This window comes from Stenotrophomonas sp. 05N37, assembly GCF_056397365.1.
Map to the genome: position 1 here is coordinate 39888 of NZ_JBFTNG010000010.1, position 25367 is coordinate 65254.

The 25367-nt window shown below is 68.2% G+C and carries 21 protein-coding genes; 7 read left to right on the forward strand and 14 right to left on the reverse strand.

Features of this window, described 5'->3' with window-relative positions:
* Positions 1-329 precede the first annotated feature (329 nt).
* From AC1DGC_RS19250 to AC1DGC_RS19260, 3 genes are all read left to right on the forward strand, one after another.
* Positions 330-1355 (forward strand): glucokinase family protein, encoded by a 1026-nt coding sequence (locus AC1DGC_RS19250; protein ID WP_259207821.1) that lies wholly within the window; start codon positions 330-332, stop codon positions 1353-1355.
* Between the two features lie 138 nt (positions 1356-1493).
* Positions 1494-4124 (forward strand): TonB-dependent receptor, encoded by a 2631-nt coding sequence (locus AC1DGC_RS19255; protein WP_259207760.1) that lies wholly within the window; start codon positions 1494-1496, stop codon positions 4122-4124.
* A 96-nt stretch (positions 4125-4220) separates the two neighbouring features.
* On the forward strand, positions 4221-6557 hold the full coding sequence (locus AC1DGC_RS19260; protein ID WP_478048618.1) for a beta-N-acetylhexosaminidase: 2337 nt from the start codon (positions 4221-4223) through the stop codon (positions 6555-6557).
* 87 nt (positions 6558-6644) lie between these two features.
* Here the strand turns inward: AC1DGC_RS19260 and AC1DGC_RS19265 are convergent, their stop codons facing one another.
* Positions 6645-7034 carry a VanZ family protein gene (locus AC1DGC_RS19265; protein ID WP_478048619.1) on the reverse strand — a complete coding sequence of 130 codons (390 nt, stop codon included), beginning with the start codon at positions 7032-7034 and terminating at the stop codon, positions 6645-6647.
* A gap of 1 nt (position 7035) precedes the next feature.
* On the reverse strand, positions 7036-8220 hold the full coding sequence (locus AC1DGC_RS19270) for a class I SAM-dependent methyltransferase (protein ID WP_259207766.1): 1185 nt from the start codon (positions 8218-8220) through the stop codon (positions 7036-7038).
* Positions 8221-8275: 55 nt separating this feature from the next.
* Here AC1DGC_RS19270 and AC1DGC_RS19275 point away from each other — a divergent pair, with 55 nt between their 5' ends.
* The gene (locus AC1DGC_RS19275) at positions 8276-9013 is read left to right on the forward strand and encodes a pteridine reductase (RefSeq protein WP_478048620.1); all 738 of its coding nucleotides are present in this window, start codon (positions 8276-8278) and stop codon (positions 9011-9013) included.
* Between the two features lie 69 nt (positions 9014-9082).
* On the opposite strand, the gene folK is transcribed toward AC1DGC_RS19275, so the two are convergent.
* Positions 9083-9574: a 2-amino-4-hydroxy-6-hydroxymethyldihydropteridine diphosphokinase gene (gene folK, locus AC1DGC_RS19280; protein ID WP_259207770.1), complete on the reverse strand. Its 492-nt coding sequence runs from the start codon at positions 9572-9574 to the stop codon at positions 9083-9085.
* An 84-nt stretch (positions 9575-9658) separates the two neighbouring features.
* On the opposite strand from folK, the gene AC1DGC_RS19285 reads away from it, so the two are divergent.
* A complete protein-coding gene (locus tag AC1DGC_RS19285; RefSeq protein ID WP_394164174.1) occupies positions 9659-10393 on the forward strand; it encodes a proteasome-type protease in 735 nt (244 codons plus the stop codon).
* 41 nt (positions 10394-10434) lie between these two features.
* Here the strand turns inward: AC1DGC_RS19285 and AC1DGC_RS19290 are convergent, their stop codons facing one another.
* The 4 genes from AC1DGC_RS19290 to AC1DGC_RS19305 all read right to left on the reverse strand — a co-directional run bounded on the left by AC1DGC_RS19290 (position 10435) and on the right by AC1DGC_RS19305 (position 14807).
* Positions 10435-11952 carry an ATP-binding protein gene (locus AC1DGC_RS19290; protein WP_259207775.1) on the reverse strand — a complete coding sequence of 506 codons (1518 nt, stop codon included), beginning with the start codon at positions 11950-11952 and terminating at the stop codon, positions 10435-10437.
* A 4-nt stretch (positions 11953-11956) separates the two neighbouring features.
* Positions 11957-12397: a response regulator gene (locus AC1DGC_RS19295; RefSeq protein ID WP_259207777.1), complete on the reverse strand. Its 441-nt coding sequence runs from the start codon at positions 12395-12397 to the stop codon at positions 11957-11959.
* Positions 12394-14214 (reverse strand): sensor histidine kinase, encoded by a 1821-nt coding sequence (locus AC1DGC_RS19300; RefSeq protein WP_259207779.1) that lies wholly within the window; start codon positions 14212-14214, stop codon positions 12394-12396. Before AC1DGC_RS19300 ends, AC1DGC_RS19295 begins: the two co-directional genes overlap by 4 nt.
* Positions 14215-14420: 206 nt before the next feature.
* Positions 14421-14807 (reverse strand): BON domain-containing protein, encoded by a 387-nt coding sequence (locus AC1DGC_RS19305; RefSeq protein ID WP_259207781.1) that lies wholly within the window; start codon positions 14805-14807, stop codon positions 14421-14423.
* Between the two features lie 168 nt (positions 14808-14975).
* On the opposite strand from AC1DGC_RS19305, the gene AC1DGC_RS19310 reads away from it, so the two are divergent.
* Positions 14976-16031: an oxidoreductase gene (locus AC1DGC_RS19310; RefSeq protein ID WP_478048621.1), complete on the forward strand. Its 1056-nt coding sequence runs from the start codon at positions 14976-14978 to the stop codon at positions 16029-16031.
* 66 nt (positions 16032-16097) lie between these two features.
* Here the strand turns inward: AC1DGC_RS19310 and gnd are convergent, their stop codons facing one another.
* From gnd to AC1DGC_RS19345, 7 genes are all read right to left on the reverse strand, one after another.
* Positions 16098-17003 carry a phosphogluconate dehydrogenase (NAD(+)-dependent, decarboxylating) gene (gnd, locus tag AC1DGC_RS19315; RefSeq protein WP_478048622.1) on the reverse strand — a complete coding sequence of 302 codons (906 nt, stop codon included), beginning with the start codon at positions 17001-17003 and terminating at the stop codon, positions 16098-16100.
* 18 nt (positions 17004-17021) lie between these two features.
* A complete protein-coding gene (locus AC1DGC_RS19320) occupies positions 17022-18245 on the reverse strand; it encodes a hypothetical protein (protein WP_478048626.1) in 1224 nt (407 codons plus the stop codon).
* Positions 18246-18315: 70 nt separating this feature from the next.
* Positions 18316-19011: a DUF2242 domain-containing protein gene (locus AC1DGC_RS19325; protein WP_478048623.1), complete on the reverse strand. Its 696-nt coding sequence runs from the start codon at positions 19009-19011 to the stop codon at positions 18316-18318.
* A gap of 304 nt (positions 19012-19315) precedes the next feature.
* Entirely contained in the window at positions 19316-21493 is a 2178-nt protein-coding gene (locus tag AC1DGC_RS19330; protein ID WP_259207789.1) for a carboxy terminal-processing peptidase, read from the reverse strand.
* Between the two features lie 380 nt (positions 21494-21873).
* Positions 21874-22890 carry a lipoyl synthase gene (gene lipA, locus AC1DGC_RS19335; protein WP_478048624.1) on the reverse strand — a complete coding sequence of 339 codons (1017 nt, stop codon included), beginning with the start codon at positions 22888-22890 and terminating at the stop codon, positions 21874-21876.
* Between the two features lie 18 nt (positions 22891-22908).
* Complete coding sequence (gene lipB, locus AC1DGC_RS19340; RefSeq protein WP_259207793.1) at positions 22909-23616, reverse strand: lipoyl(octanoyl) transferase LipB; 708 nt, start codon at positions 23614-23616, stop codon at positions 22909-22911.
* A complete protein-coding gene (locus AC1DGC_RS19345; protein ID WP_259207795.1) occupies positions 23604-23882 on the reverse strand; it encodes a DUF493 family protein in 279 nt (92 codons plus the stop codon). Before AC1DGC_RS19345 ends, lipB begins: the two co-directional genes overlap by 13 nt.
* Positions 23883-24075: 193 nt before the next feature.
* On the opposite strand from AC1DGC_RS19345, the gene AC1DGC_RS19350 reads away from it, so the two are divergent.
* Positions 24076-25140, forward strand: coding sequence for a lipid A deacylase LpxR family protein (locus AC1DGC_RS19350; protein WP_394164942.1), 1065 nt, complete (start codon positions 24076-24078; stop codon positions 25138-25140).
* The last annotated feature ends 227 nt before the right edge of the window (positions 25141-25367 follow it).

The following is a 25367-nucleotide window of genomic DNA, read 5'->3' on the forward strand; positions in this document are numbered from 1 at the left end:
AAGAGTGACTGGGAACAACGTTGTCACATTTATTCGTCGCCGCCTGCGGGTTTGTCAACAACCGGTTTTCGTCGCCGCCGCTGGTTCGGGGATGTTGCACCTGCGCAGATTGCACGCCCCGCCACGCCTTACGGCCGCTACGTCACCCCTTTCGGGCGGTGTGCAGAAACATGGCGGGCCGTGGCTGGAAACGTTTTCCTGCGGCACTGGCCGCTGCGGCGCAACATCGAAAGTGTGAGGTTATCGTTGACATCGTTGTCAGAACGATTACAGACTCCGCCTCAATCGCCGGGTCAGACCGGTCGTGCATACCCAAGGGAGCCCGTGTGATCGCAGCCGCCCACTCTGTACCGGCCCATGCCCTGCCCCATGCGGTGCCGCCGTTCCTGGCCGCCGACGTGGGGGGTACGCATGTCCGCGTGGCCAGGGTGCAGGCCGGCCTGGACCCGGACCATCCGGTGCAGTTGCTGGAGTACCGCAAGTTCCGCAATGCCGATTACCCCGGCCTGAGCGCCATCCTGGCCGAGTTCCTCGGCAGTGGCCCGCGCCCGGCGCACTGCGTGGTGGCCACCGCTGGCGTGGCGCGCGAAGACGGCACCGTGATCACCGCCAACGTGCCCTGGCCGCTGTCGGCGCGCCGGATCGAGCAGGATGTCGGCCTGGAGCAGGTCTACATCGTCAATGATTTCGAAGCGGTGGCCTACGCCGCCGCCCAGGTCGATGCCAGCGGCGTGCTGCAGTTGACCGGCCCGGCCACGGCCCCGCGCGGCCCCACCCTGGTGGTCGGCCCCGGCACCGGGCTGGGTGCGGCGGTCTGGATCCCCACCCCTCATGGCGCGGTGGTCCTGGCCACCGAGGCCGGCCAGCCCACCCTGGCCAGCACCACCGAACTGGAAATGGCGATCGTGCGCCAGATGCAGCGCGAGCATGCGCACGTCTCGGTGGAGCACGCGTTGTCCGGCCCCGGGCTGATGAACCTGTATCGCGCGCTGTGCGCGCTGGACGGGCAGACGCCCACGCTGACCACGCCCGATGCGGTCACCGCCGCCGCGATGGCCGACCAGGACCCGACCGCGCGCCTGAGCCTGGAGGTCTTCTGCGGCCTGCTCGGCAGCACCATCGGCGACATGGCCCTGCAGTACGGCGTCACCGGCGGGGTGTACCTGGCCGGCGGCATCCTGCCGCAGATCCGCGAATTCCTGTTGAACAGCACGTTCGTGTCCCGGTACCTCAACAAGGGCCCGATGCGCGAAGCGCTGGAACGCATTCCCGTGAAGGTGGTCGAGCACGGGCAGCTGGGCGTCATCGGCGCCGCCAGCTGGTACCTGGGACATAGGGACCACCCGAACGCCTGACGGCGCGCCGGGCAAGCAACACGCAGTACGTGGCACCCATGGCGCGCCCCCGGTCAGGGACGCGCGGCAAAGTCGTACCAGACGCACGAAGACACACGCCGTCGCCGGCGAACCATCGGATTGATGAGGAGAGACATCATGAACCACCGCAAGAGTCTGCTTTCGGCAGCCATTTTCAGCTGTCTGGTGTTCGGCGCGCAGGCGCAGGAAACCTCCACCACCCCGACCGACCTGGACACGGTCAGCGTCGTCGGCATCCGCGCCAGCCTGGAAAAGTCGCTGGACACCAAGCGCAACAACGTGACCATCTCCGAGGCGATCACCGCCGAGGACATCGGCAAGTTCCCCAGCACCAACGTGGCCGAGGCGCTGTCGCAGCTGCCCGGCATCTCGCTGGACCGTCGTTTCGGCCAGGGTGAGCGGGTCAGCATCGACGGCACCGATCCCAGCCTCAATCTGTCCTTCCTGGACGGCCACCCGGTCGCGCAGGCGATCTGGCTGTACGGCGAGCAGCCCAACCGCGGCTTCGACTACACCCTGCTGTCGCCGCTGATCCTGGGCCGCATGGAAGTCATCAAGTCCTCCGAAGCGCGCCTGACCGAAGGCAGCCTGGGCGGCACCATCCTGATGCACACCCGCCAGCCGCTGGACATGCGCGCCAATGAAGTGGCCGCCTCGGTGGGTTACAGCTACAGCGACCAGGCCAGCAAGGGCAAGCCGAACGCCTCGGCCATCTACAGCTGGAAGAACACCGACGAAACCTTCGGCATCAACGTCGCCGCGCAGCACTATGAAGAGCGCGTGGACCGCCAGGGCATGGAAGTGTTCGGCTACGCCAAGGCCTCCACCTTCACCAACGCGCCGGGCGTGGACCCCAACGCGGACGTGCCCAACTCGGTCAACGCCGCGTGGTTCCAGCAGGACCGCAAGCGCGACAGCGCCGTGGTCAACCTGCAGTTCAAGCCGACCGACGAACTCGAGTTCAACCTGAGCGGCCTGTACATCAAGGAAAACTTCGACAACTACAACCAGTCGATGTACTCCTTCCTGACCTGGAACCCGGGCACCGTCGGTGCCGTCAACCAGCTCGGCGACGTGCGCAACGGCGTGGTCAACAGCGGCCACTCCAACGCCAGCGCGACGGCCAACAGCGGCACGGTGATCTACGACAACAACGTGCGCGAATCCGAAGTGACCACCAAGGGCCTTGACCTGCGTGGCGCGTGGAAGGGCGACGGCTGGGGCATCAGCGGCCAGGTGGGCCAGAGCAAGTCCGAGAACAAGGACCTGGCCCAGTACTTCATCGAACCGTTCTACAACGGTGGCTTCAGCTGGAACCTGGACAAGGGCATCACCTTCGACAACCCCGATGCGGCCCGCAACCCGGCCAACTGGGGCTCGGCCGGTGGCTGGTTCGGCAACAACGGCATCTTCTCCACCGACAGCAAGGACACCTACGCACAGCTGGACTTCAACGTGCAGTTCGACAGCATCTTCAACCAGCTGCAGTTCGGCGTGCGCCACGGCAAGCATGAAGAAAGCTTCGACCTCAACGTGTACGGCGGCGTGCGCCCGGGCACCCTGGCCGACGTCGGCACCATCGGCCTGACCGACATCCAGGGCTTCAGCGACGGCCAGGGCCGCCACGTGCAGGTGGGCCGCGACAACGTGCTGAACTGGGTCAAGGGCAGCCCGCTGGACTACGCCAACCCGGATCCGGCCAGCTACCTCAACAACAGCTGGGCGCTGGAGCAGACCAACAACGCCGCCTACGCGCAGTTGAACTTCTCCAACGGCCCGGTGCGCGGCAACGTCGGCGTGCGCTACGTGGATTCCAAGACCGCCGGCAGCGGCTTCGTCTACGGCGGCACCCCGACCCTGACCGACCTGGACAGCAAGTGGCAGACCCAGACCAAGAAGGAAGATTTCCTGCTGCCGTCGGTCAACCTGGTCTATGACACCGACAGTGACTGGGTGTTCCGCTTCGGCGCCAGCAAGGTCATCGCCTGGGCGCCGTACAACCAGATGGTGAACAACACCTTCCTCAACGACACCACGCTTACCGGCAGCGGCGGCAACGCGGCCCTGTCGCCGTACGAGTCCTGGAACTACAACCTGTCGGCCGAGTACTACTTCGCCCCGCAGTCGGTGGTGGCCTGGTCGCTGTTCTACAAGAAGATCGACAACTACATCGATACCAGCGCGGTCACCGAACGCCAGTACAACTCGATCCGCGACACCTCGCCGGCCACCTGGGCCAACATCGTGGGCACCAACGGTTGCGCCGCCGACGGTTACTGCGACTACAGCATCCAGCGTCCGCGCAACGCCGGCAGCGGCCACGTCAAGGGCTTCAACCTCAGCTACCAGCAGCCCTTCGGCGAGAGCGGCTTCGGCCTGACCGCCAACTACACCTACGCCAACGGTGAGAACAACTCCGGCGATGCGCTGCCCTACCAGTCGCGCAACTCGGTCGCGTTCAGTCCGTACTACGAGAAGGGCCCGATCAACGCACGCCTGACCTACAACTGGCGTGACAGCTACCTGGCCGGCGGCTACGTCGCAGGCTCGGCACCGGCCAGCGTGGACGACTACGCCGAGCTGGGCGCCAGCTTCGGCTACACCTTCAACGAGAACTGGTCGCTGACGCTGGACGCGCAGAACCTGCTCAACGAAGAGTATTTCCAGTACCTGGGCGACAAGGACCACCTGGCCTCGCGTTACAAGAGCGGCCGCCGCTACATGGCCACGGTGCACTTCAAGTTCTGATCGCCATAGCACTATGCTGAACGCCTGAACGACGGGCCCGGACCTCCGGGCCCGTTTTTACAGGTGGAATCCGATTCGCACCACAGGAATGACCCGATGCATACCCGCACCCGTCGTACCTCGCTGTCACTGCTCTCCTTCGCACTGGCCCTGTCCCTGGCACCGCGCGCGCATGCCACCGATGCGCAGGCCGCCGACGGCCCACGCGCGCTGCCCGGTTCGCTCCCGCTGATCCCGGCGCCGGCCAAGGTGGAACGCCTCGACGGCGCCGCCTTCAACGTGCGCGCAAGCACCCCGGTGTGGGCCAGCGGCGAGGCCGCGCAGCGCGTGGCGGGCCAGTTCACCACCCTGCTGCGCAACAGCGGCGGCCCGGCCCTGCAGATCACACCCGGGCGCGGCACGCACGGCATCGCCTTCGTGCTGGACCCGTCGCTGAAGACCGGCGCCGAGGGCTACCAGCTGCGTTCCCAAGGCAACGGCGCCACCGTGCGGGCGGCCACCGAGGCCGGCCTGTTCTATGGCGCCGCCACGCTGTCCCAGCTGCTCAGCGGCGGCAGCAACGGCGTGCTGCCGGCGCTGCGCATCGACGACGCACCCCGTTTCAGCTGGCGCGGGCTGATGCTCGATTCGGCCCGCCATTTCCAGAGCCTGGACGAGATCAAGCGCGTGCTCGACGCGATGGCCGAACAGAAGCTCAACACCTTCCATTGGCATCTCACCGATGACCAGGGCTGGCGCATGGAGATCAAGCGCTACCCGAAGCTGACCGCGGTCGGCAGTTGCCGCATCCCCGCCGGCGATGGCGGCCGCGACCCGGTCACCGGCGCGGAGCGGCCGTACTGCGGCTTCTACACCCAGGACCAGATCCGCGAGGTGATCGCCTATGCCGCCGCGCGCCACATCCAGGTGATCCCGGAGATCGACGTGCCGGGCCATGCCACCGCCGCGATCGCCGCGTATCCCGAACTGGGCACGCTGGACACCCCGCTGAAGCCGCTCAGCGAATGGGGCGTGTTCCCCAACCTGTTCAACACCGAGGAAAGCACCTTCCAGTTCCTGGAGAACGTGCTGGAAGAAGTGATCACCCTGTTCCCGGCCAAGTACGTGCACGTCGGCGGCGACGAAGCGGTCAAGGACCAGTGGGAAGCATCGGCGCGGGTGCAGGCGCGCATGCGCGAGGTGGGCGCCGGCAATGAAATGGAGATGCAGAGCCACCTCATCAAGCGCCTGGAAACCTTCCTGGAGCAGCACGACCGCCGCCTGATCGGCTGGGACGAGATCCTCGAAGGCGGCCTGCCGCCGGAGGCCACGGTGATGTCCTGGCGCGGCACCGACGGCGGCCTGAAGGCGGCCAGCGAAGGCCACGACGTGGTGATGTCGCCGGTCACCGACATGTACATGGACTACCTGCAGACCCCCTCGGACAACGAACCGCCGGGCCGTCCGCTGACGACCCCGCTCGGCCGCGTGTACGGCTTCGAGCCGGTACCCGATGCGCTGGCCCGCGACAAGCAACAGCACATCCTCGGCCTGCAGGCGAACATGTTCACCGAGCACACGCGCAGCTACGCGCGCCTGCAGCACAACCTGTTCCCGCGGCTGGCGGCCGTGGCCGAGACCGGCTGGTCGCCGCGCGAGCGCCGCGATTACGCCGATTTCCTGGCCCGGCTGCCCAGCCAGCTGCAGCGCTGGCAGGCGATGGGCGTGGCCTACGCGCAGACCCCGTTCCAGGTGGAACTGGACAGCCACGACGACCGCAAGGCCGGCACCGCCACGTTGACGCTGCGCACCCCGCTCAACTACGAGGTCCGCTACAGCACCGATGGCGGCCCGGTCACCGCGCAGTCACCGCGCTACAGCACGCCGCTGACCCAGCCGCTGCCGGTCAAGCTGCAGGCGGCGACGTTCTTCAACGGGCAGCCGCTGGCCAGCGCGGCCAGCCGCTTCGAGCTCAGCGCGACGTCGCTGCTGAGCCGCAACGACCAGCAGTTGGCGATGTGCCCGGGCGAAGGCAAGCTGCTGCTGCGCCTGGAAGACGACGGCCCGGCCGATGGCCAGCGTGCGATCTTCAACGTGAACATCTTCAACCCGTGCTGGCTGTGGAAGGACGCCGATGTGGACGGCATCGCCAGACTGCGCGTGCGTGCCGGCCAGATTCCGTACTACTTCCAGTTGGCCCACGACGAACCGCAACGCACGTTCAGCCCCGCACGCAGTGCGCATGGCGAGATGGACGTACTCAACGGAAACTGCGATGGCACGCCGCTGGCCACGGTGAAGCTGCCGGCCAAGCCGGGGGCGGACGGGTTCATCACGCTGGACGCAGCCCTGCCGCGATCGGTGAAGGGGACGCAGGATCTGTGCGTGCGCTTCACCGGGGATACGCGGCCGACGATGTGGGTGCTGGATACGCTGACGCTGGTGCCGCGCTGAAGACAGGTGGAGGCGCCGGCCGTGGGCCGGCGCCCCGTGAATCCGACATGCTGTGGTTGCCGGCCCTGGGCCGGCCCTACCGGCCGTTTATCCGCGCAGGCGCAGCAGCAGGTCGCGCAGCGGGGTGAACGCGAGCGCCATGCCGGCAATCACGCCGATGCTGTTGGCCAACGCGTCCATCGCGTCGGCCATGCGGTTGTCGGTCAATGCCGCCTGCAGGAACTCGATGCCGATCCCCAACCCGACCAGGCCCGCGGCGGCCCACAGCAGGGCCGCGCGGGTGCGGTAGATCTGTACCGCCGCACCGGCCAGCACGAAGTAGGCCAGGAAATGCTCGACCTTGTCGCTGTTCGGCGGCAGGTCCAGCGGCGGCGGCGGAATCAGGCAGACGGTGATCGTCACCGCGATCGCCAGCCACCACAGGCCCAGCCAGAAGCGCGGCCAGCGCAGCGGCTTCAACATCCCTGTCGGGGTCATCTCAGAGGCGCCAGGTCAGGTCGCCGAGGGTGAACGCGGGCTCGAAATCCACGTCGCGCTGGAAGCCCATCACCTGGAAGCGCTCGCCCATGCCGGTGGGCAGGGTGAGCTTCTTGACCTGGTCGCGCAGGCGCACCTGGCCGAATTCGTCCACCCGCGCCTCGGCCTTCTGCAACAGCGCGTCCAGCCCGTTGCCCAGCAGGAAACTGGCCTGGGTGCAGTAGCCGGCGATCTCGAAGCCGGCCCCGGTGCCGGCCTCGGCCAGCGCGGTGAAGTCCACCGACGCGGTCAGGTCCTGCAGGCCGGGCCAGCGGTAGAGGTCGTTGTGCACCTGGTGGCGGTAGAACGCGCGCACCGTGCCATCGTCGCGCTCGTCCTGGTAGTACTCCGTGCGCGGGTAGCCGTAGTCGATGAACAGCATCGCGCCACGCTGCATGCCGCCGGCCACGGCCTGGATCCAGTACGGCAGCTGCGGCAGCAGCTCGGAGCGGTAGCCGTCGGCGAATGGCCGTTCGCGATACTGCTCGACGTGGCGCACCGCCGCGCTGAGCATCGCATCGGCCGGCTGCGCGCCGCGGATGAAAGCACCGTCGGCATCCAGCTCCACGGTTTCCTCGTAGACCATCCCATCGCGCGCCAGGAAGCGCGGCGTGGGCAGTGCATCGATCACCTCGTTGGCGAACACGATGCCGTCCCAGTCGTCATCGAACGGCCCGTCCAGCCACTCCACCAGCTCGAACACCGGCCCGATCAGCGCCTTCTCCAGGCGTTCGCGCTGGCGCTCGCGCAGGTCCGCGCTGGGCTCCAGGATCGCGTAGCGTTCGGGCAGCGCGTCCAGCTCGAGCATGCGCTTGAGCATCACCTCGGCGAACGCACCGCTACCGCCGCCCAGTTCCATGAAGCGGGCCTGCGGGCCCAGCTGCTGCATCACCGGCGCGATCGCGTTGGCCAGCGTCGCCGCAAACAGCGGCCCCAGCTCCGGCGCGGTGGTGAAATCGCCGGATTCCCCGAACTTGCTGGCACCGGCGCTGTAGTAGCCCAGCCCCGGCGTGTACAGGCTCAGCTCCATGAAGCGGGCGAACGGCATGGCACCGCCATTGGCGAGGATCTCGGCGCGCAGCGCCGCGGCCAACTGGTCGCTGTGGGCCAGGGCGTCGGAATCGGGGGTGGGCAGTGGGGAATGCATGGTGCAGGCGATTGCGGTGACAATGCACAGCATAGCCGAGCAGGGAGTACCCCCGATGACCGATACCGCACCCGTCGTGCTGATCACCGGCAGCGCGCGCCGGATCGGCGCGGCGATCGCCCGCCAGTTCCATGCCTGCGGGTGGTCGGTGGTGCTGCACGCCCACACCTCCACCGCCGAACTGCAGCAGATGGCCTTCGACCTGGACATGCTGCGCCCCGGCAGCGTGCTGGCCCTGCAAGCCGACCTGCGCGACGCAGCGGCCATTCCCGACCTGGTCGAACAGACCGTGGCCCAGTTCGGGCGGCTGGATGCGCTGGTCAACAACGCCTCCAACTTCTACCCCACCCTGCTCGGCCAGATCACCGCCGAGCACTGGGACGACCTGTTCGCGGTCAATGCGCGTGCCCCGCTACTGCTGGCCCAGGCCGCCGCGCCCCAGCTGCGCCGGCACCTGGGCTGCATCGTCAACCTGACCGACCTGCACGGCACCCAGCCGATGCGCGACCACCCGGTCTACAGCGCGGCCAAGGCCGCGCTGGAAATGATCACCCGCTCGCTGGCGCTGGAACTGGCGCCCAAGGTGCGGGTCAATGCGGTGGCACCGGGCGCGATCCTGTGGCCGGAACAGGGCAAGGACGATTTCGCCCAGCAGGCGCTGCTGCTGCGCACCCCGCTGGCGCGCACCGGCAGGGTCGAAGAGATCGCCGAGGCGGTGTACTGGCTGGTCACCGACGCCCCCTTCATCACCGGGCACACCCTGCGCGTGGACGGCGGACGCACGCTGTCGTAATGCCAGCCGTGGACCGGCCTGCATGCCCCGGCAGTGTCGCCATTGCGGCCAACGGCCGGCGCGCCCGGGTTACCCGGGCAGCAGCTCCATCGTCTCGAACGGCTCGCCGTACTGGCGATGCGCGCGCCACAGCGTGGCCAGGTCCAGTCCGCTGACCGGGTCGATGAATGCCGGCGCGATGTCGGCCAGCGGCTTGAGCACGAAAGCGTGCTTGAGCTCCGGGCGCGGGATGCGCAGGTGGCCCGGGCCTTCCACGATCAGGTCGCCGTAGAACACCACGTCCAGGTCCAGGGTGCGGTCGGAGAAGCGCGGGCCGCTGCGATCACGGCCGTGCGCGTCTTCCAGCGCATGCAGCCAGGCATCCAGCGCATCGAGCGGCAGGTCGGTGGTGATCGCCACCGCGTTGTTGAGGAAGTCCGGGCCGTCAAAGCCCACCGCGGCGGTGCGGTATGCGGGCGAGACGGCGATGGCGCCGAAGCGCGCGCGCAGGGCCTCCACCGCGGCGTGAAGATGCTGTTGCGGCTGCAGGTTGCTGCCCAGGCTCAGGAGCACAGTGGTCATGGTATTCAGCGTGCGTGGGGCGAATCCACACGGGGCCAACAGGGCCTCCGCATAGAATCGGGGTGCACATCATAGGACACCGACATGACCTATTGCGTCGGCATCGAGGTGGACGAGGGCCTGGTCTTCGCCGCCGATACCCGTACCAACGCGTCGCTGGACGACGTCCGCGTGCATCGCAAGCTGCACGAATTCGAGTTTCCCGGGCAGGCCGCCTTCGTGATCATGGCCGCCGGCAACCTGGCCACCACCCAACTGCTGGTCTCGCGGCTGCGCCGCGACGTGGAAGAAGGCCGCGAGCAGAACCTGCGCGCCTACCGGCACCTGTTCGAGGTGGCCGAGTACGTGGGGCGCATCCTGGTCGACAGCCAGGTCAAGAGCAGCACGCCCGAGCACGGCCACGACGGGGTCAACACCCAGGCCACGCTGATCCTCGGCGGCCAGGTCGGCGGCGAGCAGCCCGGCATGTACATGATCTACCCGCTGGGCAACGCGATCGCCGCCTCGCCGGAGACGCCGTTCCTGCAGATCGGCGAGTCCAAGTACGGCAAACCGATCCTGGACCGCATCATCCGCCCGCCGACGCGACTGGAAGACGCCGCGCGCACCGCGATCGTGTCGCTGGACTCGACCATCCGCTCCAACCTGTCGGTGGGGCTGCCGGTGGACCTGGTGCTGATCCGCAAGGGCGACCTGCGCATCAGCCAGCGCATGCGCCTGGCCGGCGACAGCCCGCTGTATGCGGAAATCCACGGCAGCTGGTCGCACAAGCTGGAGCAGGCCGTGGCCAGCCTGCCGGCGTTTCCCTGGGAACGCTGACCCGGTAACGCCGGCCGTTGGCCGGCATCACCTTGTGCGGATCAGGCGGTTTCCAGCGCCTCGGCGACCGAGCGGAACACCTGCTGCATCTCCAGCGGCTTGCGCAGCACGTGCACGTTGATCATCGGCGGAAATACCGCCAGCGGCACGGTGACGTCCGCCTCCTCCAGCACCAGCGCCGGACCGCGGAAGCCCAGTGCGGCCATCTCGCCCAGCAGGTGGCTGGCCGAGAGCAGCTTGGAGCCGGCATCGGCGATCACCAGCGCCGGCATCGCCTCCTGCTGCATCCAGCGCAGCGCGGCGGCACCATCGGAGGCCAGCTGCAGGTGGTAGCCCTGGCTGGACAGCGCGTTGCCCAGCAGCGACAGCCGCGTGGCTTCGCCATCCACCACCAGGATCGACTGGCCGGTACCGGCGGCAATCGGCTGGTCCACCGCTTCGCTGTCCGCCCCCACCTCCTGCATCGGCAGCAGCAGATCGAACCGCGTCCCCACCCCCACCGTGCTGTCCACGTGGATGCTGCCACGCGCGCCTTCGATGATGCGCTTGCACGAGATCAGCCCCAGCCCGGTGCCGTTGGCCTTGGTGGTGAAGAACGGATTGAACAGGTGCGACAGGGTATCGGCGCTCATCCCGGTGCCTTCGTCGGTCACCGAGATGCGCAGCCAGTCCTCGCCCTGGCCATCGCGATCGGCGGCGGCGCGCAGGGTCAGGCGACCGCCATTGGGCATGGCCTGGATCGCGTTCAACGACAGGTTCAGCAGCACCTGCTGCAGTTCGGTGTAATTGGCATCCACGCCCAGGCCGTCGTCGGCCACGTCCAGGTGCAGGCTCACCTTGTCCGGCAGGTTGCTGCGCAACAGCAGCTCCACCGCCTCGAACAGGTGGGCGATGCAGATCTGCTCGCTGGGTTTGCGCGAGCCGCGCACGAAGGACAGCATCGACTCAGCCATCTCGTGCCCGCGCCGGCCGCACTCGGCGATGATGTCGGCCAGGTGGTGCAGCTGCGGGTCATCGGTGCGCGCCTTGAGCAGGTCCGGCATGATCAGCAGCGGCTGCAGGATGTTGCGCAGGTCGTGGCTGAGCCCGGCGGCCAGCAGCGACAGGCTCTCCAGGCGCTGCGCGCGCATCAGTTCGGCTTCCACCCGCTGGCGGTCGATCGTGCTGCGCGACTCACGCACCGCGCGGGCCACCGCGGACGGCAGGCGCGCCGGCTGGTGCTTGATGATGTAGTCGTTGGCGCCCTGGTGCAGCGCGGCCACCGCGTTTTCCTCACCCATCGTGCCGGACACGAAGATGAAGGGCACGTCCGGATGCCAGCCGCGCACGATCTGCAGCGCCTCGTTGCCGGAAAAACCGGGCATGGCCAGGTCCGACAGCACGATGTCCGGGGCGAACCGGGCCAGCGCTTCGCGCAGCTCGCCGGCGCTCTCCACCCGCTCGAAGCTGGCCTCAAGCCCGGCATCGAGCATCTGCTCGCACATCAGTTCGGCGTCCTCGGGGGAGTCTTCCACCAGCAGGACGCGCAGCATTCCCAGCGAGGGGCCAGTGAGCGGCATGGGCTTACTCGACTTCCGGCGCCTGGTTGATCACCGCCCAGAACTTGCCCAGGGTCTGGACCGCACCAAAGAACTGGTCCACGTCCACCGGCTTGACCACGTAGGCATTGACGCCCATGTCCCAGCTGCGGGCCAGGTCGCTTTCTTCGCGCGAGGACGACAGGATCACCACCGGCAGGCGCTTGAGCTCCTCGGTGTTGCGGATCTCGCGCAGCACTTCCAGGCCGTCCATGCGCGGCATCTTGATGTCCAGCAGCAGCACCGCCGGCAGGCCTTCCTCGCGGTTGGCGTAGGCACCGCGGCGAAGCAGGTAGTCCATCGTTTCCACGCCGTCTTCGACGTGCACGATCGGGTTGGCCAGGCGAGCCTCTTTGAGGGCGTCGACAGCCATCTCGGCGTCGGCAGGGCTGTCCTCGGCGAGGAGGATGGTACGAAGTGCGGTCATGCGGCAGGGCCCTTGTTGATTGCGTCGAGCGCAGGGGGAAGCAGGAAATGGAAGGTGGCGCCCGCATCGACGGCCGACTCGGCCCAGATGCGGCCGCCGTGCCGGGTCAGCACGCGGCGCACGCTGGCCAGGCCGATGCCGGTGCCGGGGTAGTCGCTGGCCTTGTGCAGGCGCTGGAACACGCCGAACAGCTTGCCGGCGTACGCCATGTCGAAGCCGGCGCCGTTGTCGCGCACGGTGAACAGGTGGCCACCGTCGGGTTGTTGCTGGTACTCGACCTCGATCCGGGCCGGGTCGCGGTTGGAGGAATATTTGAGCGCGTTGCCAAGCAGGTTCAACCACACCTGCCGCATCATGTTTTCGTCCGAGACCAGGATCGGCAGCGGGGCCACCGTCCACTCCACCTGGCGATGCACGCCGGTCTCTTCGGCCTCGCTCTGCAGGTTGGCCATCAGCATGGCGCGGGTATCGGCCACCAGCGACTGCATGTCCACCGCCTGCATGCGCATCGCCGCGCGACCCAGCCGCGAGTAGACCAGCAGGTCATCGATCAGCGCCGCCATGCGCCGCGCCGAATTGGAGATCACGCCCAGGTAGTGCAGGGATTTTTCATCGGCCTGGTCGCCCAGGTGCCGAGCCAGCTTGTCAGAGAACCCGCCGATGTGGCGCAGCGGCGCGCGCAGGTCGTGGGACACCGAGTAGCTGAAGGCTTCCAGCTCACGGTTCACCTCGGAGACCTGCTCCACCTTGCCCTCCAGCTGGCGGTTCAGTTCTTCCACGCGCTGCTGCACGGCGCGCTGCACGGTGACGTCGCTGACGGTCATCAGCACCACTTCGTCGTCCTTGTCCGGCAGCGGCATGCGCCGGGCATTGATCAACATCGTGCGCACCTGCTCGTCGGCGGTGCGCTGTTCGTGCTCGTAATCCCACAGCTCGCGGCCGCGCAGCAGCACGTCGATCAGGCGCTGGCGCACCACCGCATCGTTCCACGCGCCATCGCCGATGCCGTCAAGGCGCAGCCCTTCCGCCGGCTGCTCCTCGTCCAGGCCGTACAGTTCGGCGAACGCCGGATTGTGCAGCTGCACCTTGAGCTCGCGGTCGAGCAGCACGATCGGCTCGCGCACGGTGTGGAGCACCGAGGCCGCACGCGCGGCCGAGCGCAGCGAGGCACGCTCGGCCGTGGCGCGATGGGCGATCTGGCGGTGCAGCAGCCACAGCACCAGCCCCAGCAGCGCCAACTGCACCGCCAGCGCGGACCAGGAGACGAGCTCGGTCTGCCGCTGCTGCTTCTGGAAGGCCAGGCTGCGCTCGTTCAGCAGCGTTTCCTCGGTGGCCTGCAGTTCTTCGATCAGGCCGCGGATCGGGTAACGGGTGGTCAGGTCCTGGACCAGCTCGCGCTGGTCCGAATCCGGTGTGCTGCGGGCCAGTTGCCGGGCGAGCTCCATGCGCCGCTCCACCATCGACTGGATGCGACCGATGCGGATCAGCTGGTCGGGGTTGTCGCGGGTCAGTTCGGCCAGTCGCGCCAGCCGCCTCGGGATGTCCTTGGCCTGGCCCAGGCGCTCGCGCAGGCCCGGCGCATCGACGCCCTTGGACATCGTGAGCGCGGCCGATTCCACATCGCGCACGTCGGCCTGGAGCTGGTACACCGCCACGCCCACGTCCTGGGTATGGCTCACCCAGCGCATGGCTTCGACGTTGTCATCGGCCAGCTTGCGCAAGGTCAGCCACGGCACCACGATGATGGCCACCGCGGCCAGTGCCAGTGCCGGCAAGCGCCAGCGATCCCAGACGTCGTCACTGAAAACCAGCGCCATATTCCCTCTTCAGCTCGCGGTGCCGTTGCCGGCGGTGGCCCCATCGCGGCCGCCTCGGCCCCACTGGCGCGCCGGCGCAGGTGAAGCCCTGAATATACCGCAGCGCATTGTGAATAGGGCTGCTGTTTTTTTCTGAACCATTCAAACAGGACGAGGGCGCGCCAGTCGGCGCGCCCTCGTGCATAGCGGTCAAACACTCCGCTGGATCAGCGCTTGGCGGCCTTGGCGGCACCGCCAGCGACCTTCAGGCCGGTGGAGTCGACGCTCTTGACGCCCTTGATGCCCTTGGTCACGCGCAGGGCCTTGTCATACTCGGCCTGCGTGGCCACGGTGCCCTTCAGGGTCACCACGCCGTTCACGGTTTCCACCATGACTTCGGTGCCCGGGACATTCTTGCTGGTCAGCAGATCGGTCTTGACCTTGGTGGTGATCCAGCTGTCGGTCACCGGCTCGGCCGAATCATGCGTGTCGGCGTGGGTCATCGCCGCGTGGTCGGTGGTCTTCGGCGGATCCTTGGCCATGGCGGAGGAGGTACCCAGCACCATGCCGAGGGCCAGCGAAGCAGCAAGCAGAGTGCGCGTAGTGTTGGTCATGTTCGGTGTCTCCTTGGGTGTGTGGCCAGTGTCCGGGGAAGCCCGTGTTCGCCACGTGCGCGGAACATAACGCCGCCGTGAACCACTCAGCTTCCTGCACAACCGTTCATGTTCCGCCCTGCGCGCGCAGCCGCTACGCTGGTTGCCCCCGTCTTGATGGAGCTCGCCATGACCACGCCCCTGCAGGTGGGATTGATCGGCTACGGGCTGGCCGGCAGCGTGTTCCATGCGCCGCTGATCCAGCACACCCCCGGACTGGTGCTGCACAGCATCGTCAGTTCGCAGCGCGACCGGCTGCTGCGCAGCTTCACCGACGTGCGCATCTGCGCCACGCCGCAGCAGCTGTTCGAGGATCCGGCCCTGGACGCGGTGGTGATCGCCACGCCCAACCGCGACCACGCGCCGCTGGCGATCGCAGCGTTGCAGGCTGGCAAGCATGTGCTGGTGGACAAGCCCTTCACCCTGGACGTGGCCGAGGCCGAGGCGGTGGTGCAGGCCGCGCAGGCGGCCGAACGGGTGGTCAGCGTGTTCCAGAACCGCCGCTTCGATGCGGACTTCCTTACCCTGCGCCGCCTGCTCGATGCTGGCGTGCTGGGCGAGGTCGCCGAGTGCCACTCGCACTTCGACCGTTATCGCCCGCAGGTACGCGATCGCTGGCGCGAGAGCGATGCCCCTGGTGCCGGCCTGTGGATGGACCTGGGGCCGCACCTGCTCGACCAGATGCTGCAGCTGTTCGGCTGGCCCGAGGCGATCAGCGCCGACCTGGCCGCGCAGCGCGGGGATGCGCGCAGCGATGATTATTTCCACGCGGTGCTGCACTACCCGCGGCATCGCGCGATCGTGCACGCCGGCTCGCTGGTCGCCGCGTCCGGGCCGCGCTTCCGCGTGCACGGCAGCCTCGGCAGCTACCTCAAGGACGGCCGCGACGTGCAGGAAGAGCAGCTGCGCGACGGCGTAGCGCCCGGCGCGCCAGGCTGGGGCCTGGACCCGTTGCACGGCCAGCACGTGGTCGTGGATGCGGAGGACCGCCTGCAGCGCAGCAGCGTGGACAACGTGCCGGGCGACTACCGCCGCCTGTATGCCGCCTTCCGCGATGCCATGCAGGGGGTGGGCGCGCCCACGGTGAGCGCGGTGGAAGCGCTGCAGGTAATGCGCCTGCTGGAGGCCGGGGCCGCCAGCGCGCATAGCGGGCGACGCATCGAACTGGATGCGCCGCCTGCCTGAGCCGATGGCTCGAGGTTGAAGCGGCCAGGGCGAGCCGGCCACCGGCCGGCGCGCCCTGGGGCCGGCTCAGCGGGTCTTGATCGCGTGGCCGCCAAACTCGTTGCGCATCGCCGCCAGCAGGCGGTCGCTGAAGGAGTTCTTCTCGCGCGAGCGCAGCCGCTCCAGCAGCGACAGGGTGATCACCGGTGCCGGCACGTCCAGGTCGATCGCCTCGGCCACCGTCCAGCGGCCTTCGCCGGAATCTTCCACGTACGGGGCGATGCCATCGAGCTGCGGATTGCGGCCGAGCGCATCGGCGCTGAGGTCCAGCAGCCACGAACGCACCACGCTGCCGTGCTGCCAGGCCTTGGCGACCTGGGCGAGATCGAGGTTGAACGCGGTCTTGTGCTGCATCAGCGCGAAGCCTTCGGCGTAGGCCTGCATCATCCCGTACTCGATGCCGTTGTGGACCATCTTGCAGAAGTGGCCCGCCCCGCTGGGCCCCACGTGCGCCCAGCCGCGATCCTCGCCCGGGGCCAGCGTGCGGAAGATCGCGCCCACCCGCTCCACCGCGGCCGTCTCGCCGCCGATCATCAGGCTGTAGCCTTCCTGCAGGCCCCACACGCCCCCGCTGGTGCCGCAGTCGATGTAGCTCACGTCCTCGCCCTTGATCTGTTCGGCGCGGCGCATCGAATCCTTGTAGTACGAGTTGCCGCCATCGATCACCACGTCGCCTTCGGACAGGTGCGGCGACAGCGCGGCCAGAGTCTGGTCGACCACCTCGCCGGCGGGCACCATCAGCCACACCACGCGCGGCACCGGCAGCTGCGCCAGTGCGTCGGCAATCGAGGCACTCACCTCGAAACCGCGGGTGGCGGCGCTGTCACGGGCCGCCTCGCCGGGATCGACGCCGATCACCCGATGGCCGCCGCGATGCAGGCGCTCGGCCATGTTGGCGCCCATCTTTCCCAAGCCGATCATTGCAATATCCATCCATCACCTTCCAGCGTGTCAGTTGTTGTGTTGCGGAGATGCTGCCGGCGGGGAATCGCACTGGCGAAGGCGTGCGTCGATCCAGCGCCGGAACAGCGTGGTATGCAGGTTGTGCAGGCCCAGTTCGAACGCAAACGGCGTGCGCGGGTTGCGGTCGAGCAGGCGTGCGATGTGGTATCCGACAGGACGTATACCGCGAGGATGCACGTAAATCACGAACCCCTGGTAGAACGGATCGTCCAGCAAGGCGTCGAGCTCGGCCAGCAACGGTCGCTGCTCCGGCGGCAGGCCGTTGCGCCACACCGGATCGCGCTCCACCAGCAGGCGTTCGAAGCGCCGCGGCCCGGGGCCGGGCATGCGCTGGGCCAGCGCCCAGATGCGCCGGTTGATCGCATCGTAATGGGCGAAACCGCCGTGGCTGCGCAGCGCTTGCGCAGCGGCGTCGCTCACATCGACCACCACGAAGTTCTCGGCCTGGTTGTTGATGTCGTCCAGGTAGCGTTTGTCGAACACGTGTTCGATGAAGCCGGGCGCGCCGACGAAGGCCTGGCGGCCGAGCTGCGCGGTCTTGACCGCCTTGCCGTCGGCAAGGAAGGTGCCCGCGTGGCGACCGAGCAGGATGCTGTCGGTGTCGTGCAGGGTGAGGAAGGTGCCGATCGACACCTCGCCCGGGCTGAACTCGGCATCGAAGGCTGCATCGCCATAGAGTTCGCGCTGGGTCGCCAGCTGCGCCACCTGCCGCCCCACCCCGCATTCGGAGCGCACGCGGCCATCATAGAAGTGCTGCAACGCGGCGCTGTTGGCGCCCGCCGGCTGGTAGCCACGCCCGAAGCTGCGGAAGCGCTGCCAGCCCTGCGCCTGTGCGCCGCGCGCGCCGAACCCGATCCAGCCCAGCTGCAGTGCCGAGAAGCGGTAGCCGGGGTTGTCCTGCAGCTGCGTGGTCGCCCGGCGCGTGGCCTGGCCCAGTTTGAACGTGTAGGCACACAGCGTGGCCGGGTCATCCAGCAGGTCGGTCATGAACGCCGCGCGCTGCGCGGCCGTCCACGCCTGCGGCAGCTGCACGCGCAGGTCGTCGGCACGCTGCGCCTGCTGCAACGTGGCGCGCGTGCAGACCGGGCCACCGTGGATGACCGGCGTGCTGACCGGCGCATCGACGAAGCGCCAGCCGAGCGCTTCCAGCAGCGCCTGCGTGCAGGCCGTCACGGGCGCGGCGGCGGCGCTGCCCACGGCGATGCCCAGCAAGGCGGCCAGCACCTGCGGCCAACGGCGTGGCCGACGCGTTACAGTTGCGGAGTGCACCCTGCCCGCCTGCTCAGTGCGCAGGCACCGGGGAATCGGCCGAGGGCGCCGGGCCCGGCTCGGGCACCGTGGCGGGTGCGGCGGTAGCCGGTGACGCGGCCGGGGCCGGTTCGGGCACCGTGGCGGGTGCGGCGGTAGCCGTTGACGCGGACGGGGCCGGGGCCGGTTCGACCGGCGCGGGTGCCGGCGCGGCCGGCACTACCGGCAGGTACTGCTGCAGGCGATCGAAGAAGCGGCGGTAGAAATCCGCGTCCTGCACGGTGCTGCTGGCCACCTTCACCAGCGAATCATCGTTGCTGCCGAACGGCAGCGACACCGACCCCAACGCGCCCACGCCGACGCTGGCCGAGGTGGGGCTTTTCTTCAGCGCGTAACGGTCTTGCACCGCGCTGACGAACACCAGCGCCTGTTCGCCGCGCGGTGCGCAGGAAATGCGCAGCACCAGCTGCTCGTGTTCGTCATCGCGCGGTTGGAAATTCTTGTTGCCTTCCACCGCCGCCGTGTCGGCCCGGGCGATGGCATAGCCCTGGCTGAGCAGCGTGCGGCGTGCCGCCTCGCACGCCTGCGCCGGTGCACCGGGCACGGTGCGCGAATAGGTGTCGCCGGAGTCGAACGACTCGCGGATCAGGGTGCTGTCGGCGGCGCGGCCACCGCAGGCGCTGAGGGAGACGGCCAGCAGGCCCGCCGGGATTGCTTGGGACAGGCGCATGGGCGCTCCTGCAAGGACAGACTCCGCCCAGCTTAGCCCCGTCGGCGTATGCGCCGGGTTTAAACGGCGAAGGGCCGGCGCACTGGCCGGCCCCTCGTTGGTCTGGTGTTCACCGAAACCGCCTCATCCGCCCCGGGAGGAGGTAGAGCCGAGCCATGCTCGGCTGCCTTGGCTTGCCTTGGCTTTGCCTTGGCTTTGCCTTGGCTTTGCCTTGCCTTGCCTTGCCTTGGCTTGCCTATCCATCCATGGCGCGGTCGGTGGGGCAAGCCGAGCATGGCTCGGCTCTACCCCCTTCAACGCCCGGTCAGTCGGCCCAGCGACCGGCACCGGTCGACTGCGGCAGCACCTGCGCCGACAGCGGGCGGTCCTTCTCCAGCAGGTTCACCGCATCGGCCAGGATCGCGGCCGACTCGCGCAGCAACGGGTCCGGACGCTTCTCGGCGGCCTTTTCGCGGGCGGTGTCCTTGACGATGTCACGCTCGTTGCCGGTCAGGCCATCGTCGTTGCTGTCATCGGCCAGCGGGTCCAGGTCCAGGCCAAGCTGCTTTCGGATCGCCTGGCGATCGGTGCGCTGCTTGTCCTGCTTTTCACGCTCGGCGCGACGCTCGGTCTCGTTGAGCGAAATGTACTTCTTGGCCTTCTCGGCGCGGAACTGCTCGACGTCCTCGTTCCACCACTGGAACTCCCTGTCGGCGGCGATGCGCGCGGTGTGGCGGCCTTCCAGCTTGGGCAGCAGCGGGCCGAAGTTGCCGTACTGGGTGTGCGGCACGGCGGCGATGCGGGTCCACGGCAACGCGTTGTCGTAGGTGCTCTCGCCATATTCGCTGGCGTCCACGCTGGCCGGGAAGGCCAGGTCGGGCACCACGCCCTTGTGCTGGGTGCTGCTGCCGCTGACGCGGAAGAACTGCGCGATGGTCAGCTTGACCTGACCGTAGCGCTGGGTCTCCCCGCTCGGCCACCGGTCCAGGTCCACGATGTTCTGCACGGTGCCCTTGCCGAAGGTGGTTTCACCGATCACCAGGCCACGACCGTAGTCCTGGATGGCACCGGCGAAGATCTCCGACGCCGATGCCGAACCGCGGTTGATCAGCACCGCCAACGGGCCGTCCCACGCCACCGCTTCGCTGCGATCGCTGTTGACGGTGACCCGCCCACCGGACTCGCGCACCTGCACCACCGGCCCCTGTTCAATGAACAGGCCGGTCAGCTCGATCGCTTCGTCCAGCGAACCACCGCCGTTGTTGCGCAGGTCCAGCACCACGCCGTCCAGCTTGTCGGCCTTGAACCCGGCCAGCAGCTTGGCCACGTCGCGGGTGGCCGAGGCGTAGTCGGCCGCGTTGCGCCGACGGCCTTCGAAGTCCTGGTAGAAGGTGGGCAGCTTGATCACGCCGACCTTGCGCGCCGGCTCTCCGTCCTTGGCCGGGATGCTCAGGGTTTCGCCCTTGGCGGCCTGTTCGGCCAGGCGCACCTTCTGCCGGGTCAGCACCAGCATGTGGTGCTTGCCGTCCACGCCTTCTTCGGCCGGAATGAATTCCAGTCGCACCTGGGTATCGGCCTTGCCGCGGATCTTGGCCACCACGTCATCGATGCGCCAGCCGATCACATCCTCCACCGGCCCGGACTTGCCCTGGCCGACGCCGACGATGCGGTCGCCCGCCTTGAGGGTGCCGTTGACCGCGACCGGGCCGCCGGCGATGACCTCGCGGATCACCACCATGTCGTCCTGGCGCTGCAACTGCGCGCCGATGCCTTCCAGCGACAGCGACATGGCCTGGTTGAAGTTCTCGGCGGTGCGCGGGGTGAAGTAATCGGTGTGCGGATCGACCGCGCTGGTGTAGGAATTGAGGAAGAACTGGAAGACGTCTTCGCCCTTCAACTCATTGACCGACTTTTCCAGCGTCGCGTAGCGCTTGTCCAGCGTCTTGCGGATCTCCGCCGGCTGCTTGCCCGCCAGCTTCAGACGCAGCCAATCGTTCTTGACCGACTTGCGCCACAGATCGTCCAGTTCGGCGCTGCTGGCCGCCCACGGCACGTCCTTGCGGTCGTACTCGAACTTCTCGTCGCTGCTGAAATCGAAATCCTGCTTGAGCAGCTTGCGCGCATACCCGATGCGCTCGCCCACGCGCTGCTTGTACACCGCAAACACCTGGAACGCCGGCTCCAGCTCGCCGCCGCGGATGGCGGTGGCAATGTTGGCCTCGAACGGGGCGAAGCGGGTGATGTCGGCCTGGGTGAAGAACTGCTTGCTGCCGTCCAGCGCTTCCAGGTAGCGCTTGAACACGTCCTTGGAGGTCGCCGCGTCAAGGGCGCGCGGCCGGTAGGCATAGCGGCTGTCCGACAGCAGTCCGTAGACCAGCTTGGACGTGGTCACCTGGTCGGCCGTCGCCGCCGACGGCAGGGCCGGCGAATCGGCGTAGGCGGCCAGCGCCAGCGGCGCGGTGAGCGCCAGGGCCATCAGGAATGCGGGGGCTTTGAATTTCATCAACTTGCTCATGGCACCTTGCCAAGGGGGAGACTGCGTGCGGATCAGACCACACGACAGTGCCGAAAGTTGCGGGGTTTGTCATCCATCCCCGCGCAACGTGGATTTCCAGCCTAAACCGGGGTCTGTAGCAAATTGTGAATGTGCGCGCAGCGCGGCCACGCCGGGGCGCCAGCGACCGGGGGTCGGTGGAAACCGGCGGAACGTGGGGGCAGCATGGAGAAGGCGATCCGGTACCGACCTTCGTCGGTCCCTGCCGCGATGAGTGCACAGGCAGCGCCCCGGCGTCGCGGGGGGCGCCGGCCGGCGCGGTGCATGCGGCGATGGCGGGAGCGCCCACGGTTTGCGCGGCAAACCGTTGGACGCGTAAGCACGATCGCTTACGCGACCGCGACCCCCGCGCCCTTGGCCTGCACGTCGGCGTGGTAGGACGAGCGCACCATCGGGCCGGAGGCCACGTGGCTGAAGCCCAGCTCGTAGCCGTAGACCTCCAGCGCCTTGTAGTCCTCGGGCGTCCAGTAGCGCAGCACCGGGTGGTGGTGCGGCGTCGGCTGCAGGTACTGGCCGATCGTGATCATGTCCACGTCATGCGCCCGCAGGTCGCGCATGGTGGCCCGGACCTGGTCCAGGTCCTCGCCCAGCCCGAGCATGATGCCGGACTTGGTGGCGATGGCCGGGTGCTGCGCCTTGAAGTTCTTCAGCAGCGTCAGCGACCACTGGTAGTCCGCGCCCGGCCGAACGTTGCGGTACAGGTCCGGCACGGTCTCGATGTTGTGGTTGAACACGTCCGGCGGGTTGGTCGCCAGGATGTCCAGCGCGCGCTCCATCCGGCCCTTGCCGCGGAAGTCCGGGGTGAGCACCTCGATGCGGGTGCCCGGCGACTTCCCGCGGATGGCCCCGATGCAGTCGGCGAAGTGCTGTGCACCGCCGTCGCGCAGGTCGTCGCGGTCCACGCTGGTCACCACCACGTACTTCAGGCCCATGTCGGCCACGGTCTGGGCCAGGCTGGCCGGTTCATTGGCGTCCGGCGGCTTGGGTCGGCCGTGGGCCACGTCGCAGAACGAGCAGCGCCGGGTGCAGACCTCGCCCAGGATCATGAACGTGGCGGTGCCGTGGCTGAAGCACTCGTGGATATTGGGGCAGCTGGCCTCTTCGCAGACGGTAACCAGGCGGTTCTCGCGCAGCTTGGCCTTCAGCGTCTGCACCGCGTTGCCGGAGGGAATCCGGACCCGGATCCAGGACGGCTTGCGCAGCACCGGCGCGTCGGCGAACTGCACCGGCGAGCGGCCGATCTTGTCACCGCCCAGCTGTTTGACCCCGGTCTGCAGCGGCGCGGCGGACGGCGTGTCGCCCTGCACGATCTGCAGGGGAATGATGCGAGCGGTGGTTTCAGTCATGGCCTTGGTCGACGGCGTTCACGCCGCCTCTGTCAGATCGGGCAATTCGGTGGTCGGCTGGAGGTCCAGGCCGAACTGGCGGGCCAGATGGCCCAACAGCACCGGCTTGGCGGCCGCCATGCCGGACGGTCCCCCCAAGTCTACCACCGAGGTCACCTGCAGCCCTTGGTAGCCGCAGGGGTTGATGCGGTGGAACGGTTCCAGGTCCATGGCCACGTTGAAGGCCAGGCCGTGGAAGGTGCAGCCGCGGCGGACCCGGATGCCGAGCGCGGCCACCTTGGCCCCGCCCACGTACACCCCGGGCGCCCCGTCCAGCCGTTCAGCGCCGATATTCCATTCGTCCAGCGTGTCGATGATCGCCTGCTCGATCCGGCACACGTAATCGCGCACCCCGATCCCCAGCCGGCGCAGCTGCAGCAACGGGTAGACCACGATCTGGCCGGGCCCGTGGTAGGTCACCTGGCCGCCGCGGTCCACGTGCAGCACCGGAATATCTCCCGGGGCGAGGACGTGCTCGTCCTTGCCGGCCTGGCCGAGGGTGAACACCGGATCGTGTTCGACCACCCACAGCTCGTCGGCGCTGGCGTCGGTGCGCGCGTCGGTGAAACGCTGCATCGCATGCCAGACCGGGGCATAGGCCTGCCGGCCGAGATCGCGCACGATCGCCGGCTGCGGTGCCCGCGCGCCGGGCTGGGGGGCGGTATCGCAGGCGCCTACAGCGTCCACTTCACTTCCGGGTGCTCGCGCAGCGCGGCGTGCGCGGCGTCGTACTGTTCGCGGTTGTCGGCCTTGAACACCAGCCGCACCGACACATACTTGCCGTTGGACGAGTGTTTCCAGCTGACCCGTTCGGTCAGTACTTCGACGCCGGCCTGCTCGAGCAGGCGCGGCAATTCGCGTTCAAGCTCCTGGCCGGCCGCGCCCATGGCGCTGAGTTCGAACTGGCCGGGGAACTGGAAGCCGTGGTCGGGGTTGTCAGACTTGATCTCCATGACCGCGATTATGGGGACGCCGGCGACCGAACCCAAGCCTTGCATGATCGTGCCCATAGCGGCGCCCAACGCTACGTGAAAATCGGTCTTCACCAACAAAACGCACCAGTGCGTGCGCGGGTCTGTTCACTGCATCACGCGCTGACTACGCTGCTTCGGCATAAAAACAGAACAAATCCTGAGCGGGAATTCCATGTCGTTGAAGCCCTATGCGTTGTCGGCCGCACTCGCCGGCGCCCTGGCGCTCGTCGCCCCCGCGGTCCAGGCCGCCAACCAGTGCGGGCCCGACGCGATGCGCGAGCACCCGCCGCAGGTCAATTTCCGGGTGGACAACGACCTGTTCGGCGGCGCCGACCAGGACCAGGGCTACACCAATGGCGCCCAGATCACCTTCGTCTCGCCCAACCTGGTGGACTACACCGACGACCCCTGCCTGCCGCGGCTGGCGCGCTGGGTCAACCGGCACCTGGAACGGCTGCACCCGGGCGAGTTCGAACAGCAGAACATGATCTTCAGCGTGGCCCAGGGGATCTTCACCCCCACCGATTTCACCCGCAAGGACCTCATCGAGGACGACCGCCCGTATGCGGGCGTGCTGATCGGCAGCTTCGGCTACAACGCGCGGCGCGGCGACCGGCTGCAGACCACGCAGCTGGCGCTGGGCGTGGTGGGGCCGTGGGCGCTGGGCAAGGAAGTGCAGGATGCGGTGCACGATGCGCTGGGCGACGAGAAATTCCAGGGCTGGGACAACCAGCTGCACAACGAGCCGGTGTTCATGCTCACCCACGAGCGCATGCGCCGCTGGCCGGCCGACGCCAGCGAGAACGCCGGCGGCTGGGGCTGGGATGCGATCAGCCACTACGGCGGTGCGGTGGGCAACCTGGCCACCCACCTCAATGCCGGTGGTGAAGTGCGTTTCGGCTGGAAGCTGCCGGACGATTTCGGCAGCACCCCGCTGCGTCCGGCCGGCGAGAACACCGCGCCCACCCGTGGCGGCCGCCCGGCCGGCTGGTCCTGGCACCTGTTCGCCACCACCGACGCGGCCTGGGTGATCCGCGACATCACCCTGGATGGCAATACCTTCCGCAACAGCCACAGCGTGGACAAACGCCACGTAGTGGGCCAGGCCGGCTACGGCGTGGCGGTGATGCGCGGCCGCTGGAAGTTCGCGCTGGCCCGCTACCACAGCACGCGCGAGTTCGACGGCCAGAAGGAAGCGCCGATCTTCGGCAGCTTCACCATCAGCCGGTCGCTGTAAGGCCGAGGCGGGCGTGCGTCAGACGCCGCAGGATGACGGCTGGCGAGGCAGGTAGTGCCGGCCGCTGGCTGGCTCCTCATCATCCCGGAAGCAGGTGCGGGGAGCCGGCGCGGTCGTCGGTGGATCGGGCGCTGGGCGCCTATGCCCTTTCCGGCGAATGTCCCCCGGCGTCGGCCTGCGGCCGCCCCCTCCTCCTTTATTTCGCCTCCAAGGGCATAGGCGCCCAG

Bases quoted from the DNA above. Each gene is read 5' to 3' on its own strand.
- AC1DGC_RS19285 (WP_394164174.1), top strand. From the start codon at position 9,659: ATGACCTATTGCGTCGGCATCGAGGTGGACGAGGGCCTGGTCTTCGCC.
- AC1DGC_RS19350 (WP_394164942.1), top strand. From the start codon at position 24,076: ATGTCGTTGAAGCCCTATGCGTTGTCGGCCGCACTCGCCGGCGCCCTG.
- folK (WP_259207770.1), bottom strand. From the start codon at position 9,574: ATGACCACTGTGCTCCTGAGCCTGGGCAGCAACCTGCAGCCGCAACAG.
- AC1DGC_RS19265 (WP_478048619.1), bottom strand. From the start codon at position 7,034: ATGACCCCGACAGGGATGTTGAAGCCGCTGCGCTGGCCGCGCTTCTGG.
- AC1DGC_RS19300 (WP_259207779.1), bottom strand. From the start codon at position 14,214: ATGGCGCTGGTTTTCAGTGACGACGTCTGGGATCGCTGGCGCTTGCCG.
- AC1DGC_RS19275 (WP_478048620.1), top strand. From the start codon at position 8,276: ATGACCGATACCGCACCCGTCGTGCTGATCACCGGCAGCGCGCGCCGG.
- AC1DGC_RS19255 (WP_259207760.1), top strand. From the start codon at position 1,494: ATGAACCACCGCAAGAGTCTGCTTTCGGCAGCCATTTTCAGCTGTCTG.
- AC1DGC_RS19270 (WP_259207766.1), bottom strand. From the start codon at position 8,220: ATGCATTCCCCACTGCCCACCCCCGATTCCGACGCCCTGGCCCACAGC.
- AC1DGC_RS19305 (WP_259207781.1), bottom strand. From the start codon at position 14,807: ATGACCAACACTACGCGCACTCTGCTTGCTGCTTCGCTGGCCCTCGGC.
- lipA (WP_478048624.1), bottom strand. From the start codon at position 22,890: ATGACTGAAACCACCGCTCGCATCATTCCCCTGCAGATCGTGCAGGGC.
- AC1DGC_RS19290 (WP_259207775.1), bottom strand. From the start codon at position 11,952: ATGCCGCTCACTGGCCCCTCGCTGGGAATGCTGCGCGTCCTGCTGGTG.
- AC1DGC_RS19330 (WP_259207789.1), bottom strand. From the start codon at position 21,493: ATGAAATTCAAAGCCCCCGCATTCCTGATGGCCCTGGCGCTCACCGCG.
- gnd (WP_478048622.1), bottom strand. From the start codon at position 17,003: ATGGATATTGCAATGATCGGCTTGGGAAAGATGGGCGCCAACATGGCC.
- AC1DGC_RS19260 (WP_478048618.1), top strand. From the start codon at position 4,221: ATGCATACCCGCACCCGTCGTACCTCGCTGTCACTGCTCTCCTTCGCA.
- AC1DGC_RS19310 (WP_478048621.1), top strand. From the start codon at position 14,976: ATGACCACGCCCCTGCAGGTGGGATTGATCGGCTACGGGCTGGCCGGC.
- AC1DGC_RS19325 (WP_478048623.1), bottom strand. From the start codon at position 19,011: ATGCGCCTGTCCCAAGCAATCCCGGCGGGCCTGCTGGCCGTCTCCCTC.
- AC1DGC_RS19295 (WP_259207777.1), bottom strand. From the start codon at position 12,397: ATGACCGCACTTCGTACCATCCTCCTCGCCGAGGACAGCCCTGCCGAC.
- AC1DGC_RS19345 (WP_259207795.1), bottom strand. From the start codon at position 23,882: ATGGAGATCAAGTCTGACAACCCCGACCACGGCTTCCAGTTCCCCGGC.